The sequence below is a fragment of the Marinobacter sp. ELB17 genome, from assembly GCF_000169375.1.
Taxonomy (GTDB): Bacteria; Pseudomonadota; Gammaproteobacteria; order Pseudomonadales; family Oleiphilaceae; genus Marinobacter.
This window is the reverse complement of sequence record NZ_AAXY01000030.1, coordinates 24,071-40,900: the sequence shown is the minus strand read 5'-3', so window position 1 is coordinate 40,900 and position 16,830 is coordinate 24,071. Positions and strand designations below refer to the sequence as shown.

The 16,830-nt window shown below is 50.4% G+C and carries 11 protein-coding genes; 9 read left to right on the top strand and 2 right to left on the bottom strand.

What is annotated here, in order from left to right; genetic code table 11:
• The first annotated feature begins 105 nt into the window (after positions 1 to 105).
• Positions 106 to 861, top strand: a complete 756-nt coding sequence (istB, locus tag MELB17_RS20075) for an IS21-like element helper ATPase IstB (protein WP_007348516.1) — start codon at positions 106 to 108, stop codon at positions 859 to 861.
• A 253-nt stretch (positions 862 to 1,114) separates the two neighbouring features.
• Here istB and MELB17_RS20070 read toward each other — a convergent pair whose 3' ends face one another.
• The gene (locus MELB17_RS20070) at positions 1,115 to 2,137 is read right to left on the bottom strand and encodes a hypothetical protein (RefSeq protein ID WP_007352180.1); all 1,023 of its coding nucleotides are present in this window, start codon (positions 2,135 to 2,137) and stop codon (positions 1,115 to 1,117) included.
• A gap of 234 nt (positions 2,138 to 2,371) precedes the next feature.
• Here MELB17_RS20070 and MELB17_RS20065 point away from each other — a divergent pair, with 234 nt between their 5' ends.
• The 7 genes from MELB17_RS20065 to MELB17_RS20030 all read left to right on the top strand — a co-directional run bounded on the left by MELB17_RS20065 (position 2,372) and on the right by MELB17_RS20030 (position 11,533).
• Positions 2,372 to 2,593, top strand: coding sequence for a hypothetical protein (locus MELB17_RS20065; protein WP_036185694.1), 222 nt, complete (start codon positions 2,372 to 2,374; stop codon positions 2,591 to 2,593).
• Positions 2,594 to 3,145: 552 nt separating this feature from the next.
• A complete protein-coding gene (locus MELB17_RS20055; protein WP_227498993.1) occupies positions 3,146 to 3,436 on the top strand; it encodes a hypothetical protein in 291 nt (96 codons plus the stop codon).
• A gap of 67 nt (positions 3,437 to 3,503) precedes the next feature.
• Complete coding sequence (locus MELB17_RS20050; RefSeq protein ID WP_007352177.1) at positions 3,504 to 4,766, top strand: tyrosine-type recombinase/integrase; 1,263 nt, start codon at positions 3,504 to 3,506, stop codon at positions 4,764 to 4,766.
• 13 nt (positions 4,767 to 4,779) lie between these two features.
• On the top strand, positions 4,780 to 5,346 hold the full coding sequence (locus MELB17_RS20045) for a hypothetical protein (RefSeq protein WP_007352176.1): 567 nt from the start codon (positions 4,780 to 4,782) through the stop codon (positions 5,344 to 5,346).
• A gap of 66 nt (positions 5,347 to 5,412) precedes the next feature.
• The gene (locus MELB17_RS20040) at positions 5,413 to 10,428 is read left to right on the top strand and encodes a DEAD/DEAH box helicase (protein ID WP_036185691.1); all 5,016 of its coding nucleotides are present in this window, start codon (positions 5,413 to 5,415) and stop codon (positions 10,426 to 10,428) included.
• Positions 10,429 to 10,645: 217 nt separating this feature from the next.
• On the top strand, positions 10,646 to 11,062 hold the full coding sequence (locus tag MELB17_RS20035; protein ID WP_007352174.1) for a hypothetical protein: 417 nt from the start codon (positions 10,646 to 10,648) through the stop codon (positions 11,060 to 11,062).
• A gap of 30 nt (positions 11,063 to 11,092) precedes the next feature.
• Positions 11,093 to 11,533 carry a hypothetical protein gene (locus MELB17_RS20030; protein WP_007352173.1) on the top strand — a complete coding sequence of 147 codons (441 nt, stop codon included), beginning with the start codon at positions 11,093 to 11,095 and terminating at the stop codon, positions 11,531 to 11,533.
• Positions 11,534 to 11,579: 46 nt separating this feature from the next.
• Here MELB17_RS20030 and MELB17_RS20025 read toward each other — a convergent pair whose 3' ends face one another.
• Positions 11,580 to 12,050, bottom strand: a complete 471-nt coding sequence (locus tag MELB17_RS20025; protein ID WP_007352172.1) for a hypothetical protein — start codon at positions 12,048 to 12,050, stop codon at positions 11,580 to 11,582.
• A 294-nt stretch (positions 12,051 to 12,344) separates the two neighbouring features.
• On the opposite strand from MELB17_RS20025, the gene MELB17_RS20020 reads away from it, so the two are divergent.
• On the top strand, positions 12,345 to 16,733 hold the full coding sequence (locus tag MELB17_RS20020; protein WP_227498994.1) for an LPD23 domain-containing protein: 4,389 nt from the start codon (positions 12,345 to 12,347) through the stop codon (positions 16,731 to 16,733).
• Positions 16,734 to 16,830 lie beyond the last annotated feature (97 nt).

Sequence of the window (16,830 nt, the reverse complement as noted above, 5' to 3'; positions counted from 1 at the left end):
CTACCTTCGCGGCAACCCAGACCTCAAGTGCTCTGCATCAAGCCAACACACCTTAGTGAGCTACGACGAGCTACTGTCCTCGATCAACAGTCAGGAGGCACAGATATGACAGGCTCTGTCGCTTTACTGTTAAAAGAACTCCGTCTGCCGGCCTTCCACCGTCATTACCAATCGCTCTGGGAAACCGCCATTGAGAAGAACTGGTCACACACCGATTACCTAGCGGCATTGTGTGAGTACGAGCTCTCAGACCGCTACCAGCGCCGGACCCAGAAGTGGGTACGCGAGGCAAAACTTGCCGCCAACAAGACCTTCTCAGCGCTTGATCAAAGCGCGTTCAGCCGCCCCTGCAACACCGCACTGGCAAGGCTGCAACAAGACAGTGACTGGGCACACCATGCCGACAATGTGCTGTTGATTGGCCCCAGCGGCACTGGCAAAACCCATATCGCTAATGCACTGGGTCATCAACTCACCGAACAGGGGGTACGCTGCAAACTGTTCCCTGCCATAGCGCTGGTTCAGCACTTACAACAGGCCAAGCGCGATCTCGACTTGATGACAGCCATGACACGGCTGGATAAATACAGGGTCGTCATCATCGATGACATCGGTTATGTAAAAAAGACGGATGCAGAAACCCAGGTACTGTTCGAGTTCATCGCCCATCGCTATGAGAGTGGCAGTCTAATCGTCACAGCCAACCAACCATTTAGTGAGTGGGATCAAATCTTCCCAGACAGCATGATGACTGTAGCGGCCATAGACCGGCTGATACACCACGCAACTATTATCGAATTAGAGGGGGAAAGTTACCGAAGACAGCAGCATCTCAAGCAGGCTGCAAAGAGTAAGAAGTAAGACCACCCAACCGGCCATCATAGTTGTCGCGGACCGGACAGGATAGTTGACGCCGAACAGCGTGGTTTTTGCTGACGACAGGACTGCTCTTTCATCCAGGCAGTTGGCACAAATAGTGTGGTTCCGTATAAAAAATTCCATAGAAACTCTCGCTAGCTGACGCACTACAATCGATAAAGTCAGCGTTTACCGGGTGTTTTCAGGCTTCCTTGCCGATTTGTTTGCGGCCCTGTGTCACGCATCTTTCCTGCATTCAAAAATAAATATTACGGATGATGAAATAACCAATAATTGACAAAGAAAAAATAGCCAACGAAGAATAAAGTAGCTTTGATTTTGAAAATCCGTTAATTAAATGTGTTTTTTTGCATCTGAATTCTCTCAATTTTTCTAAAACCTCAGCTTGACCATCAATGCCAAAAAGGGTTTCGCCAGATTTTCCGTTAAGATCGTATGCCAAGACAATAATTTCCGGAAGACCATTAACCAACTCGACGTCGTAATCTGCCAGCTCCTCACAGTGTAGTGCGCCAAGGATTTTAAATAGCTTGTTTTTTCTTCCTGGAATACGCACTGCTTTATAATTAGTGTTTAATTTTTTTAGCGTTTCCATTTTTTTGTTTATTTCATTAAGCTTAACTACACTAAAAAAATTATCATTATAAGCGTCGGTCAGGTGCTCTGGAATTGCAAGAAACTTACTCTTAATGTCGGAAGCTATTTTATTAGTGACGCTTCCAAGCCAGACATCGACATCAAACAAGTTGCTATTTCCACTTTGGTTTTCCGGTGTGCCCGTGGAAATGCAGGTTTTTGCACCTGAATCTTTTATTAATTTCCTTTCTACTTTGAAGCTTCGTAATTTATTCAAGACTTCGCTTTGTCCATCGATACCGAAAAGAGTTGTACCAGACTCTCCATCAAGATCGTATATTGATATAATCAATTCCGGAAAATAATCAACTATTTCTCCATAATCTGACAGGTTTTCACAATGAAACTCTCGAAGAAATTCGTATATTTTTTCATTATAAGTCGGCAAAGCCACGCGTTCATGCTCAGGCCTTAATGTCATTAATTTTGATATATCGCTGTTAATTTTGTCTAGTTCACATATATTGAACGTTCCTTCATCAAGGGCATCGTGCAAATTTTCTGGAATGGCTAGAAACTTATTTTTTACTGCTACTACGATTGATCTGGCCGACTCTTCGATCAGTTCGCAAGTATTAGAAGTGTTATTTTCTACGTTTACTTCAAGGCTCAGTTCGGTCATTAGGCACACCTTTATTAATATATCGTCAAGTTATTTCTTGTGGCATTATCACTATAGAATATGGGAGTCTATACGATTTTTCTTACCTGTAACAATAGCGGCTCCCTTTCTTTCACGAAACGCGTAAATGCTGGTCATAGAAATCTTATATGTCTACTCTTTTTTGGTAGTGGACACCGATATTTAACCGCGCTATAGTTCGCCCATCAAAACATCGAATGGGCATGGATCGGCATGAGTGATCAACAGAATCTGGATTATGCAGTCGATGGCCCAGGAATTTTTAGTCGTGGCCGCCAGGCTGGTTTCTCGGGTGCCACTCCCATAACCGCAAGCCCCTACCCTGTTGATCATTGGACGGGCGAGATATGGCAGGAGGCTTACCGGGCTGGCGAGCAGGATCGGTTAAGTCGGGGTGAGCCTTCACTTCAATCCACAATGCAGGATTTTAGCTAACATGCCCGACTCCCATATTCCCGAGGAAGTCCGCGATCTTCTGTCCAGTACCCGATACGGCCTTTCGTTTCCGGCGCCTAGCTTTTGCCAGATGCGTTTTAAGCGAAACCGCATAGACTTAGGCGGCTCTTACCCATACACAAGATTTGGCAGTATTCGGGATGCAGTTAGGGCCGCTATAGATGACAACAAGGCCTTGCGCGAGCAATTCAGGCGCAAACCTAATGGTAAGCCCGCGGTTAGAACTGAGCGGCGGAAAGGCGGCACAACCGGTGTCGTGGGTGTCGCTGGTGCACCATATCTCGATAGTCGCCGGCAAATCTGGTCTTGGCGGTATCAGGTCAGTTGGAGAAAAAACAATCGGCCATGCTCAAAGACGTTTCATTTGGCGCTGGATTCTACGCCGGATCAAATGCTTCACGCTTTCCGGTCGGCCATTCAATTTCGTGCTGAATACGAAGCCCTCTTGAGTGAATTCGATCCGTCTAAATACAAGCACTGGCGTATCCGGCGCCTGTATGAACCAGGGCAACCTTTGCTGCCAGAGAATTTTTGGCCAGCCACTTATTGAAGGAATACAAAGCGATGATCGTTAATCGGAATCGAAAGCCGTACCCAAGTAAAAATCAAGAAAAGGCTGACTCGCCGTGGCCATGGATTTTTGTCTTGCTGTTCTCGGGATGCAGTCTTCTCGGTATTGGCTATCTCTTTTGGGGTGAGTTGCCGGTTACCTTGGCCGGTGCAATTATTTTGAGTGTGGTGGTCATTGGTTTACTGATAGCGCAGTTCACTGCCATGTGGAAGCTCTACAAAAAGGGCCTGTTTATTGGCCAAGCCCGTTAAGGACGGTGTTTAACAGTGCACCCGCCAGCTCCCGGCACATTATTGAATAACTAGGACAAAACGCTCTATGTCTAAATTCCGTGGGCATCCACTCATCGACACCAAAGACTATCTGGATTCTCAAGCCGAGTTTGAGTTTCACCCGTCTATTCGAGAGTTTCTTGAGCAGTTGCAGCCGCCAACCGAAGACCTTTTGCGGGATTTCCAGCTGAGCCTGCGATTCGTGTCTGACTACTCGGATACCCCAGGCACATTCAATCGCTTTCGCGGTGAAGTTCAACGCTTCCTCAATTACCTGTGGGTGACCGCTAAGCGATCGTTAGCACAGGTTGATGAAGAGGTAGTGCAGTCCTACTTCAAAATGCTCAGAACCCCACCTTCTCCGTGGGTTTCTCGCGGTATCTACCCTGGCTTTCTGGAAAAAGAGGGGTTAAGGGTGCCCAATCCTAAATGGCGCCCCTTTGCCCTGCGTACGCAAGATGAGAAAGCCCGGTACCACGCCACTCAAGCCACGCTAAATTCCAGCCGTACGGTCCTGCAGCGGTATTTCATCTTTCTGGTACAGAGAGATTACCTGGCCAAAAACCCGATGCCCAACCTACGTCGACGTGATCAACGAGCCAAGACTGGGGTTGTCAATGTTGATGAAAAGACAGCTCGGCGACTCAACAACTGGCAGTGGTCATACCTGCTCAAAACATTGCAGGAGGCCGCAAATGAAGATCCTGCCTATGAGCGTGAACTTTTTGTGGTTGTTACCATGAAAAGTCTGTTTTTACGTGTGGGTGAGCTTGCTCCGCGGCCAATGGATGATGGCGTAGAGCGTGTGCCTCTCTTTTCGGATTTCCGCATTAAGAACGTTCAGGGTGAGGAATACTGGTCATACACCGTATTTGGCAAGGGTGACAAAACCCGCAGTGTGACTTTGCCAACCGGCTACCTGCCGTTTCTGCGCCGCTGGCGTGAGCACTTGGGGTTGGTCCCCTCGCTGCCGCTGCCTACCGACAACCACCCTATTCTGCCGTCAAACCGCGGCGGCGGGGCTTTAGGTAAGCGCCAGGTTCAGCGGGCCTTTGAGTCCGCCATTGAGCTGACTGCAGAACGTATGGACAATGAAAATCTGACGGAAGAGGCCGCGCGCCTGCTGGCCATCAAAAACGAGACACACTATCTACGGCATACCGGCGCCAGTATGGCGATCGAAGCTGGCGTTGATATTCGGCATATTTCGGAAGAGCTTGGTCATGCCAGCGCGGCGTTTACCGAGGCTGTCTACGTTAACGCTGACGAAACCAGGCGGCGTTTGGCCAACCGAGATCGATCGATCTGACAAGGAGAGTTGTATGGCATTAACAACAAAACCGGAACCTTTGCCTCGGGTTATGGATGCCAGGGCTAAATTAAGCAAGCTCGCCAGTACACAAAAGTTAGGTAAAGCGGCCGGGCTTGCCGCCGAATTAATGCTTGGGAAAAAGAAGCTGTCCACACAGGAAGGGATAGCGACAGCGGCAAGGCGGTATAAGGTCGCCAAGCCCCTGATCGAAGGGCTGCTTGGTTGGTACTTGGAGGCTCGCCACACCGTTGATGTGGTCATTCCTGCACCAAGCAGCCTCGTGTCGTTATCACATAGTCCGGTTCTACCTGATTATGACTGCCCACATCGGGAGTCCGTAACGGTTTCCACTGCAGGCCCTTCGGCTCCACAAAGGCCTGAGCCATCCGTATTGGACGCACAATCTAAGCTTCAAGCCCTTGCGGTCGCCGGACACTGGGCGCTTGCTATGGTTTATGAAAAAAAACTTTCCATGGTGGCAGCAACACAATACGCCGCGAAGCGCTATGGCGTTCTTGGCAGGTCGGAAATGGCTGTCAATCAGTGGATCACTGTTTTAACCACCAGATCCGGTTGATCAAATTAGATTTAAACGATTGGTAGTCCTGGACTGCTGATAGGGCACTTTTATTAAGGAATGATGATGACCCCACTACAAACGATACTGGCCCAATTCAGGGAAATGACCCTATCCGAACGCGACAAGGGCACGAGCTTTGAGAACCTGATGGTTCAATATTTCAAAACAGAGCCCGCCTATAAACAGCAGTACGCCGACGTGCTGTCATACTCGGGCTGGGTTGAACAGTACGGTGCCGAGCTTGGTGTTAGTACGAAAAAAGACACCGGGATCGACCTGGTCGCAATCACCAGTGATGGTCAGTTCCACGCCATTCAGTGTAAGAACTACTCGCCCGATTACTCTATCCGCAAGAATGACATTGATAGCTTTTTTACGGCGTCAGGAAAAAGCTTTTTCACCTACAGAATCATCGTTACGACCACCGATCGATGGACTGCCAATGCGCAGGACGCCTTGGGAAGCCAGAATCCACCGGTATTCAAGATTGATCTGCACAGTCTCGAAAATAGTGTCATCGATTGGTCGCAATACCGTGAGGACACCAAACCTGTTCTGAGGGCTCAGAAGACGCTGCGCGAACACCAGGTTGATGCTCTTAACGGTGCGTTGTCTGGTCTTAAAACGGCGGACCGCGGCAAGCTCATCATGGCCTGTGGTACGGGCAAGACGTTTACGTCATTAAAAATCGCCGAGGACATCGCGGGCAAAGGAAAGCGCGTTTTATTCCTCGTCCCCAGCCTTTCTTTGATGGGCCAAACATTGACGGAATGGACTCAAGAATCTGCCGTTCCGCTAAAGAGCTTTGCCGTCTGCTCGGACAGTGACGTGGGCAAACGCCAAGGCAAGGACGATGACCGTGTGATTTCGGGCATCAGCGATCTTCAATACCCGGCAACAACCAATGCCTTGTCATTGCAAAAGCAGATGGCTACCCACCACGCTGAAGATGCGATGACGGTGGTGTTCTCAACGTATCATTCAATTGGCAGGATAAACGAAGCGCAGACCACAGGCAGTCAGCCTATCCCAGAGTTCGACCTGATCATTTGTGACGAGGCGCACCGGACTACGGGCGCCACCTTTGAGAACGAAATAGAATCCGCGTTCGTCAAGATTCATTACAACAGCCACATTCAGGGCGCTAAGCGTATCTATATGACCGCTACGCCGAGAATCTACGGCGAAGATGCCAAGCAAACTGAAAACGTCACCTTGTGCTCGATGGATGATAAGACGCTGTACGGTGAAGAGCTGTATGTTATCACCTTCTCTGAAGCCGTCGCCCGTAAGCTTTTGGTGGACTACAAGGTCATCGTTTTAGCGGTTGAAGAAGCACACGTTAACCGGCGCCTGCAAAGCCTGCTTAAAGACGCTGACAACTCGCTTAAAGTCGATGATGCGGCAAAAATCGTGGGATGTTGGAAAGCGCTTTCTAAGCAGGGTTTGTTTGAAGTAGCCGGTCAGCAGGCTAATCCGATGAAGCGCGCCGTGGCTTTCTGCCAGGTCATTGATAAAGAGTATAAGGGCAAAAACCACAAGGTCAGTTCCAAGTTAATCTCAGAAATGTTTGGTGCTGTGGTCGCCCAATACCAGGAAGCGGAAATCGCATCCATACGCGAAAAAGATCCTGACGCCCCTCTGGATTCAGCATTGACCATGCTTTGTGCCGCCGAGCATGTAGACGGCACGATGAATGCCAGCCAGAAAGAAGCCAAGCTGGAGTGGCTAAAAGCCACCACTGAAGACAACACCTGCCGAATCCTATCCAACGTACGCTGCTTGTCGGAAGGCGTTGATGTGCCTGCACTCGATGCTGTGCTGTTCTTAACGCCCCGTTCTTCTCAGGTTGATGTTGTGCAGTCTGTGGGCCGCGTAATGCGGCTAGCTCCAGGGAAAGAACTGGGTTACGTCATTCTTCCCGTGGTGATTCCTGCCGGTGTCGAGCCAGAAGAGGCGCTGAACAGAAACGAAACCTACAAAGTTGTCTGGCAGGTTTTAAACGCACTGCGGTCACACGATGACCGCTTTGACGCCATGATCAACAAGCTGGAATTCAACGGCAGCATGCCCTCCAAAATGGAAGTGGTGGCTGTGGCTGACAAGGTGACTCCAAAGGCCACCAAAAAATCCACAAAAGAACGCAAGGCTGGCCAAGCTCGCGGCGGGCGCGGGATTGGATCGAAGGAGCCGAATCCCTCGGCAGAGCAGGCGGAACTGGTCTTTGAGGTCGGCGACATTGAACGTGCGCTGTATGCCAAGATCGTCAAAAAGTGTGGCAACCGGCACCATTGGGAAGACTGGGCGAATGACATTGCCAAGATTGCCAATACCCATATCGATCGTATTAGAGCCATCTTGGAAGATGAAAATCACACCGTAGAAATTGCGGCGTTCAATGCATTTGCTGCGGAACTGCGTGATGATCTAAACAAGGCCGTGACCGATGACGAGATCATTGAAATGCTGGCTCAGCACCTAATCACCAAGCCGGTGTTTGATGCGCTGTTTGAGGGGTACAACTTCACCGAACACAATCCTATGTCTCTTGCTATGCAGGCCCTTACCGAGCAGTTAAAGGGACACAATATCGACAAGGAGGCTGATACACTCCGTTCATTCTACGAGTCGGTAAAAATGCGAGCGCAGGGTGTTGAGAGTGCCGAGGGTAAACAGCGCATTATTGTTGAGCTATACGACAAATTCTTTAAGAATGCTTTTCCACGAATGACCGACCGGCTGGGTATCGTCTATACGCCTATTGAGGTCGTAGACTTCATTTTGCACAGTGTTGAAGATGTAATGCGCTCTGAGTTTAACTCAAGCCTTGCAGAGCCAAACGTCCATATCCTTGATGGTTTTACTGGGACGGGAACCTTCCCTGTACGTTTGCTCCAAAGTGGCATCATTCCCAAAGATAAGCTGGCGCATAAATATAAGCACGAGATTCATGCCAATGAAATTGTCCTGCTGGCCTACTACATCGCAGCCATCAACATTGAAGCGACCTATCACGGCATCATGAATAACAACGTGGCCGGTGACGAATATACCGACCAAATATTTGAAGTACCGTATGAGCCATTTACTGGGATTTGCCTCACCGATACATTCCAGATGTACGAAAGCGAAGACATGATTGATGAGTTGCTAGAAGAAAACAGTTCACGACGCAAACATCAAAAAAATCTGGATATACGGGTCATTGTTGGCAACCCGCCTTATTCCGCGGGGCAAACAAGCGAAAACGATGCGAATCAAAACGTTAAATATTCCAACCTAGATGAACGAATAGGTAGTACATACGCGCATTATTCGAACGCAACACTCCAAAAAAATCTATATGACAGTTACATCCGTGCTATTCGTTGGGCAAGTGACCGAGTTGGGGAACAGGGAGTTGTTGCGTATGTAACAAACGCAAGCTTTTTAGATGGGAACTCAATGGATGGCCTGCGCCGATGTCTAGTTGAAGAATTTAGCAGCCTGTATTTGTTCCACTTGCGTGGCAACCAACGCACCTCAGGCGAGCGTTCTCGCAAAGAAGGCGGGAAGATTTTCGGATCGGGTAGCCGTGCGCCAATCGCCATCTCCATCTTGGTTAAGAATCCTCAATCCAGCGAACATGGAAAAATATATTTCCATGACATCGGTGATTACCTGAGTCGTGAGAAAAAGCTGGAGATTGTTTCGGAGTTCAAGAGCATCGCGGGTGTTACCCAGAATAAAGGCTGGGAGACCATTGAGCCGGATGAGTTTGGAGACTGGCTGAACCAGCGTGACCCTAACTTTAATAATTACTTTGTGCTAGGTGATAAGAAAACCGACCAACCCAAACTGTTCAACAACTACTCACAGGGTGTACTAACAGCCCGTGACACCTGGGTTTACAACGCCAGTCGCGCCAAACAGGAGGCCAATATAGGCCGCATGATCGACTTCTATAACTCAGAAGTTGGGCGCTTCGATGCATCACATGCTGGAGCGGACATCAAGGCCCGGAGAGCCGCAATCAATGACTTCATCGATACTGATCCGGGGAAGATCAGTTGGACACGCTCTCTGAAACAAGAATTAGCCAAAGGCAGAACATTTGAGTCTGATTCTGTAGTTTGCAGTCTCTATCGCCCCTTCACCAAGCAGTGGATGTACTTCAATCGCAATTTCAATGAGATGATCTACCAGATGCGGCATATCTTTCCGGATGCAGAGGCCAAGAATTTGGTGATTTCCGTGACTGGACGAGGCTCAACCAAAGAATTTTCAGCTTTGATTACAGATACACTTCCAGACTTTGAAATGATCTCAAAAGGCCAGTGCTTCCCACTCTATCTCTACGAGCGCGATGAGGAATGTTCGGATGATGCAATGGATTTGTTTGCTGCTAACAATAAATCTGGAGCAGATCAGGAAGGCTGCCGTCGTAGAGACGCTATGAATGATGCTGCGCTAGAGCGGTTTCAGTCTACATATCCCAATAACCAAATCGGCAAAGAGGATTTGTTCTATTACATCTACGGCCTGCTGCACAGTGAGGAATACCGTGAGAAGTATGCTGATAACCTGACGAAGCAGTTGCCGCGCATTCCTCGAATGAAAACCTATGCCGACTTCTCAGCTTTCTCCCAGGCCGGCCGTAATTTAGCAGAGCTGCACCTCAACTATGAGACAGTGGAGCTGAACGCTCAGGCAACTCTCAATGGGTCACTGAAAGGCCTGAAAATAACCGGGCAAGGTGTCAAGGGCGGGGAAGATGCTGACTTTAGCGTGACCAAAATGAAGTTTGCCAAAAAAGGTGATAAATCTAGGGTCATCTACAACGGCAAGATCACCATTGAGAACATTCCAGAAGAAGCCTACGACTATGTCGTTAACGGGAAGCCTGCGCTAGAGTGGGTCATGGAGCGTCAGGCGGTCACCACCGACAAAAATTCCGGTATCACTAATGATGCTAATGATTGGGCTACCGAGACTATGGGCAACCCGAGATACCCGCTTGAGCTGTTCCTGCGTGTGATTACGGTCAGTCTGAAAACCCAGGAAATTGTTAGAAATTTACCAAAGCTGGATATTCTGTAAAGAAGGACCCAGCACAGCCAAGGATGGCAATGATCGCACGCAGTACTGCGCATAATCGAGGTTATGGTGACAGGATTTGATACGGGAAAAAAGCTAAACACGTTCTTAGCATTTGACAACGCTAGGTAGGAGTCCCATCTGCTGGGCATTCTTGGCAGTGGTGAGCCAGGATGACTCAAACCGCTGATATGAGGCATGGCGGATTGATGGGGAGGTCATGATTACCGGTAAATTCGATAGCAGCTTTGCTATGAACAAAGACGAGCTTGCCTTTGCAGAAGCCTTGGATCGCGCCAAGTTTGTGACATGGTGGTTCCGTAACCCCGACAAAAAGCCCTATTCCGTTCGGTTGGTGCGCGGAGAGCATCGAAACTACTTCTACCCTGACTTTGTGGTGTGCCTTTCTCATGTGGACGGCCAGGCGCCTAAACAACGGTTGGTAGAAACAAAGCACGACCTGAAGGATGCGCGCAGGAAGTCGCGTCATACGCCAGCGTTTTACGGCAAAGTGCTGTTTCTGACTCAGGACAATGGCCGCTTGTACGTGGTGACCGATAACGGCGGCATGGGTGATGAGGTGGATTTAGGTGACCTTGAAACCTTGCGCGGTGAATTGCAGAAAACGTTGCCATAACCCGCACGCGCTTAACAAGAGAGATGACCAATGCAATCTAAAGCAATGTTTGAGCTTTACACGTACGCTTGTAGCGACGACACATGGGAGCTTATCGTTCCTGAAAAGACGGAGGTTGATCGTGATGATGAGCCTATGGGCTTAGGCCTCTCTTTCAGCTTCGCAAACGATATCAAAACATCGTTAATTCTTGGGCGCTACCAGCATAAAAATCTTGCCGTTGATCTCGTGCTGACAAGAATCTACGACGAGGCCGACGAGAGTATTGCTTTTCGCTTTAAGATCGGAGGCAAGGTAGTCGAAACGCACGGTGTTCTCCGCTCCCTACGCTCCGACAATGCCACCGCCATACCCACCGACCGGAATGGAACTGCCTTTAAATTGTCATCACCACTACCCGACGACTTTTACGATTGGCTGGAAGATCTGTCGAACACAATGACTTGGGACGATGGTGATGATGATGAGTAGTGATACTGGCATTCGGTGAAAGGCTGGCCAGAACCACGCTCAAAAGTCACTCACAGGTATCGCCCTGTGGTAGCCCCCATGTTCTGCCATCCAGCGCCTCACTGAATTGGTCGTTTGCTTTCTTCCGAGCATCCGTATCGAACGTTTCGTCTTCCAGGCTCTGGGATACTGCCGCAGGGTGATTTGCGCCATTGCCACCGCCGAACACACTGTAAAGACACGACATGCTGCGGGACACCTCTATAATTAGGTTTTTTGCTTCATCGGGTGTGCTCATCATTACGACTTTCTGCAAACCCCTACCGTATTGCTCCGCGGCGTCACGCTGCGGGCCTACGGCATAAGCTATCCGAATGTAGCTATCGACCTCATCCCGAATGCCATTTTGGTTCGCATCAGTGCCGGCAAGATCAGCACTATCGCTACCAACCTGCAAGCAGCCGGACAATGCCGCCAGCCCAAAACCTACTAATGCAGCTCTTACCCATTTACCACGCATTCCCAGGCTATCACTCATCGATGATCTCGCTTATGTCGTTGCAACGCTCGACGCGCCCGTTCTGCTAGTTTTGTCGAGTACACTTCATGCGGAGCTTTACAATCTCCACTTCCTGCCCGCCAGCGGTGCCAACCAAGGTGAACAACAGGCATCAAGATACCCTGCAAAGCGGTACCTTTCGGTCACGTAAGCCCTCACGTCTGGTATCTTAATCATTGCTTAAATCTTACGGAGGCAGTTTTGGCTACTTAAAGTTCATTATCGGAGCACACTCAGTCACCGGCGTTCCGCGAGTGGTTTGAAGGCAGCTATCTGTCTGACGATCAGGGCCAGCCAATAACGCTGTATCACGGCACCCGCCCCGGTGTGGATTTCACCGTATTCAATCAGCCTGACTATGATGGCATTTATTTCTCGCCCTGCCCTTTGTATGCCCAAGGATTCACAAACGAGCTATTTAGTGACGAAAGCTCCGCTGGTCAGATCATGCCGGTCTACCTGTCCATAAAAAACCCCTTCATCGTGACCGCAGACCCAGATGATGACGCCTGGGATGATTTCGTTTATCGGGGCTTTAACCGGCAAGATCTGGCTGCCCAGGGTTACGACGGAGCCATACTCATCGAGCGGTCGACCGGAATCATCGATCAGGTACAGGCTTACTATTCGGAGCAAATAAAATCAGCCGTTGGAAACTCAGGAACGTTTGATCCAACTGTCCCGGACATACGGTTTTCCAGAAATGACCCGCGGTATATGTTCGTCGGACCCCAATCCGAAACGTCTGACCTGCAGTTGTTTGATCGCGCCCGCCAGCTTGAAAAGAAAATGGTCTCCAAACAAGACATTTGGGACGAAACCGGCTGGATGCGAGGGGTCGATGGTAAATGGCGTTATGAGATTAACGACACCGATGCGAGCTTGAAGCTTGGAATACCGGATTGGCTAAAGGACGACGTTTCCCGTCGCGTTGATGCGAGCGCTGAAATCGTTGATCGGCCACCTATGGTTAGTGCTATCTACGCCCGTGACACCCCAAACCATTTGGCCGCGTTTGGGCACTCGCATGACGAAGCCCTGGCTAACCTGAAAGTTCATCTGGTGCGCCAGGAATTTGAAGGCATCGAGTCCATTGATCTCGTGGGCAGCTCTTTTTTTGAAATGAAGCAGCTCTTGGATCACCCGGCGCTGTTCGCGGCCTATCCCAGACTGGCGGAGATGATGGTTCGATTCGATCCCTCGCTTCCAGAATACACGGGCGGCTCGTTCTCACACGATGAAGGTATTGCCCTTAATCCAAGCCGCCCTCATGAGGCCATCCTTTCGACGCTTCTCCACGAGGTTCAACATGCTGTTCAGGAGACCGAGGGGTTTGCGTACGGCGGTCAACCTGAGAAGGCCTTTACCGACGGCCTAAAGCGCAATCTTGAGCGTTTGAGCAAGGAGCAGAAGAATCAAGTCGATGCATGGGCCCACTACCATAACGATAAACTGGTAGGCGAGCAGGACGCCAGCACCATGATTACCTATGGCCTGATGTACCAGTCCATGCAAAGACTTATCTCATACGCCAACCGTGACAAGCCCAGCGGGGTTTTGCGGCTGATTCGCTCAGAAATGAGCTGGGCCTACCATCCGAATGTGCGCGAAAGCGATGTTGCCCGAGATTTCGATGAGCTAGACCGCAACTGGTACGCCATGCCCAAGCGGCACAATCTCCCTGCACGCAATCGGTTTTTAAGAGAGCAATGTGCCGAGGGTGCGCGTCTGTTGAGCGACATTATACCCTCCCCCGTTCAAGTTACCTTCCGCCAAGATGACCGCCAGCTTAAAAGCATTCTAAAGTCGTTGGAGCGGTCCGCCGAAAAAGCCCGTGATGAGCTCGTGCCCTATCGCAACTTAAATAAGGCCCAAAGAACCGCAGAAGGTTTGGAGAGTCGGCATCGATACAGCACCCCTTTTGAGATCTACCGATCCCTGGCCGGCGAAATAGAATCCCGAAACACCGAGGCTAGGCGCACGTTAACCGACGATGAGCGTCGGGCTACGATGCCCGAGCGCACCGCCGATGTGTCCGAAAATGAAGCCATTGTGATTTTTCGCAACCGGAACTCTTATACCGTTGAGGTGCCGTTTCGTTCCGCCAGCGTTTCACCGGTGCACGGCACTCGGGCCACGCTGACCAAAGCCAAACGGCTGGACAAAGACCGGGCGCAAGCGATTTGTGATGGGCTAATGACTTCGTGGGCCGGCAAGCCCCCTATTCATGTGGTTGATCAAATCAAAGAGTTGCCAGCGGCGTTGCAGCAACACATCTACCAAAAACGCGCGGTTGAAGACGTACAGGCTGCTTTCTACGATGAGTCTGTCTACCTGGTGGCCTCTCGCTTGCCGGATCGTCATTCCCTTGAGGAAGTCCTGCTGCATGAGGTCGTCGGCCACTTCGGACTACGTAAATTTCTGGACAATCGCTTCCATGAAACCCTCGAAGACATTTATACCGTCACGGGCGAGACAGAGCTGGGGCGCCACATTGCCGCCACCTACTTTCCCGACGGGCAGTTCAACTTAAGCAGCTCCGATGACCGCCAGCTTGTTGCAGAAGAGGTCATGGCTCACCTAGCTGAGTCCGGTGGTTATCGAACCCTTCCCCAAAGCGCCCGTTACAACAGCGACGTTCGTTCAGGGCTTCGCGCTCTTGGCTTTGAGCTCCCACTAACCGATCCAGATATCCAAGCCATTCTTCAGGGCGCTGAAGCTGTTGTTAAAAACGGTGGCATCGCCAAACCTGGGTCATCTAGTGTGTGTTTCCGGAGGGCCTTTCACGGCTCCCCTCATCAGTTTGACCAATTTTCTCTGGATGCCGTTGGTAATGGTGAGGGCGCTCAAGCGTACGGATGGGGTTTGTATTTTTCCGGGCATCCTGGCGTTGCCCAGTGGTATCAAAGCGTTCTTGGTACGTCTCAAGTCTCTGTGAATGGCAAAGAGGTACCCAACATTATGGGTGGTCACATTGACAGGGAGGCTTTAACCAAGGCAGTACAGAGCGCCACGGGCGCACCAGAGCGCGATGCTGAACGCATGGTGAGGCTATTTAATATCGGTGATCGGGAGTTTTCAACCGAGGCACTTCTTGATGAGCTTTATAAGCGCATCGAGGACTACCGAGCCTTTGGAAGTCACGACGCGGCCGATGAAATGGAAAAGCTCTGGCCGTGTGTACGTCAACTTGTGGTTGAGCCGGTGCAGGGTGGCCATCTTTATGAAGTTGAGATACCCGACGATGAGCACTTTCTTGATATGGACGCCCCATTGAGTGAGCAGTCTATTGAATTGCAGGCCAAGCTGGCGGCCTGTCCTGTGATGGGCCGAGATACCGATGGCTGGCGAGGCGCGCCCCAAGGACTCTTCGAGCGTAATGTGTTCTCCCGAACGGGTGCCGACATTCAAAGCGATCTTTTAACCCGCTTAGGGTGCCCTCGCAAGGTCAGTGAGCATTTAGGATCGCTGGGCATTCCAGGTTTGCGTTATCTGGACAGTGATAGTCGGCACACCAACCCCGACAATACCACGCGAAACTACGTTATCTGGGATGAGTCGGTTGTCTCAGTTCAGGCCATTAATAATCAGTTGGCCAAGGCTGGCGGTGTCGTGCCCGAGTCGCCAATCTCTAGGCTTCAAAATCACGCAGCCGCTGTTATGGCCGCGCTTGCGGTTACCCCGGACGAGTATGACCCGCCTAAAAATGTCTCAGATGCGAAGCTGGCGGATTTGTACGACAAAGCTCTGTTTGCCTACCGATTCCTCATGCTTAATAAGCTCTCAGAGTTTGATGCCAATGCCGGTGTAAATGGTGACTCACAACGACTCAGCGATCAGTGGAAAGCCAGCCATGAAGCGCACTTTTATCAGCATGACGCAACAGCTCGGCGTCTTGACCTTTCGAGTTGGCGTTTGTTAGATCGATATTCAAAAGAGCTGGCCTACCATGGTTATTCGATCAAAGGCTCAGCCTGGCAGGCCATTGATCAGATCACTCAAGAAGTCCCCAACTTTCTTCAGGCAACCACTCGTCGTTCAGGTGTGGTTGCTCAGTGCGCACAACGGAGTCTCGATGCGTGGAGCTGTGGGCACCCTCCTTTTGAGAGCACTCAACACTCTAAGACACCCGGTACCGATTGGGCCTCCCGTGCTAAACAGGGAGCCATTGATAGCTTACGGTTTACCAAAGACCACTGCCCGGCGCCTTCTATCGCGGTTTGGGCTTCGCTAGCGCTCACTCGTCAGGCGATTGTGGAAAGCGGTGAAGAGGTCTCTTATGATTTTCGGTTGGGGGAAGTCATTAAGGTTGGCTTACCTATTATGGCCAAACTGCCAGAGCAAGCCAGCCAGTCGTGCACAAGTGACTCGCTGGATAATGATAATACCCCTTACGATCCTTTAGATGCCCACTATCCATTTATGCATGATTTGATAGCGGATGCTTTAGATGAAATTCGACGAGCACCGGCATCCCGTGCGATTTTTTCAAGTGTGCTCCACGGTTCTGATGGCGCCAGTCGTCAGGCGCTTGACCAGTATCTCCGTGATTACGGTCATTCTGATCTGATCTTGCCTTTCTCCTCCTATCCGCCAGCCAATCCAGGGCTGGTCAATGATCATTCACAGTCGAGCCCCCAATATGACCCCGGCATGCGCTAATACGCTTTTGACAAGCGGTGCTTGGTGGAGGCTTCGCCTCGGGCGGGCTTTGGCCCTTGCTTCGTATTCGGGGTCAGGCTGCGCCCTCACCCTTATG

Bases quoted from the DNA above. Each gene is read 5' to 3' on its own strand.
- MELB17_RS20065 (WP_036185694.1), top strand. From the start codon at position 2,372: ATGAGTGATCAACAGAATCTGGATTATGCAGTCGATGGCCCAGGAATT.
- MELB17_RS20050 (WP_007352177.1), top strand. From the start codon at position 3,504: ATGTCTAAATTCCGTGGGCATCCACTCATCGACACCAAAGACTATCTG.
- MELB17_RS20025 (WP_007352172.1), bottom strand. From the start codon at position 12,050: ATGAGTGATAGCCTGGGAATGCGTGGTAAATGGGTAAGAGCTGCATTA.
- MELB17_RS20040 (WP_036185691.1), top strand. From the start codon at position 5,413: ATGACCCCACTACAAACGATACTGGCCCAATTCAGGGAAATGACCCTA.
- istB (WP_007348516.1), top strand. From the start codon at position 106: ATGACAGGCTCTGTCGCTTTACTGTTAAAAGAACTCCGTCTGCCGGCC.
- MELB17_RS20035 (WP_007352174.1), top strand. From the start codon at position 10,646: ATGATTACCGGTAAATTCGATAGCAGCTTTGCTATGAACAAAGACGAG.
- MELB17_RS20045 (WP_007352176.1), top strand. From the start codon at position 4,780: ATGGCATTAACAACAAAACCGGAACCTTTGCCTCGGGTTATGGATGCC.
- MELB17_RS20070 (WP_007352180.1), bottom strand. From the start codon at position 2,137: ATGACCGAACTGAGCCTTGAAGTAAACGTAGAAAATAACACTTCTAAT.
- MELB17_RS20030 (WP_007352173.1), top strand. From the start codon at position 11,093: ATGCAATCTAAAGCAATGTTTGAGCTTTACACGTACGCTTGTAGCGAC.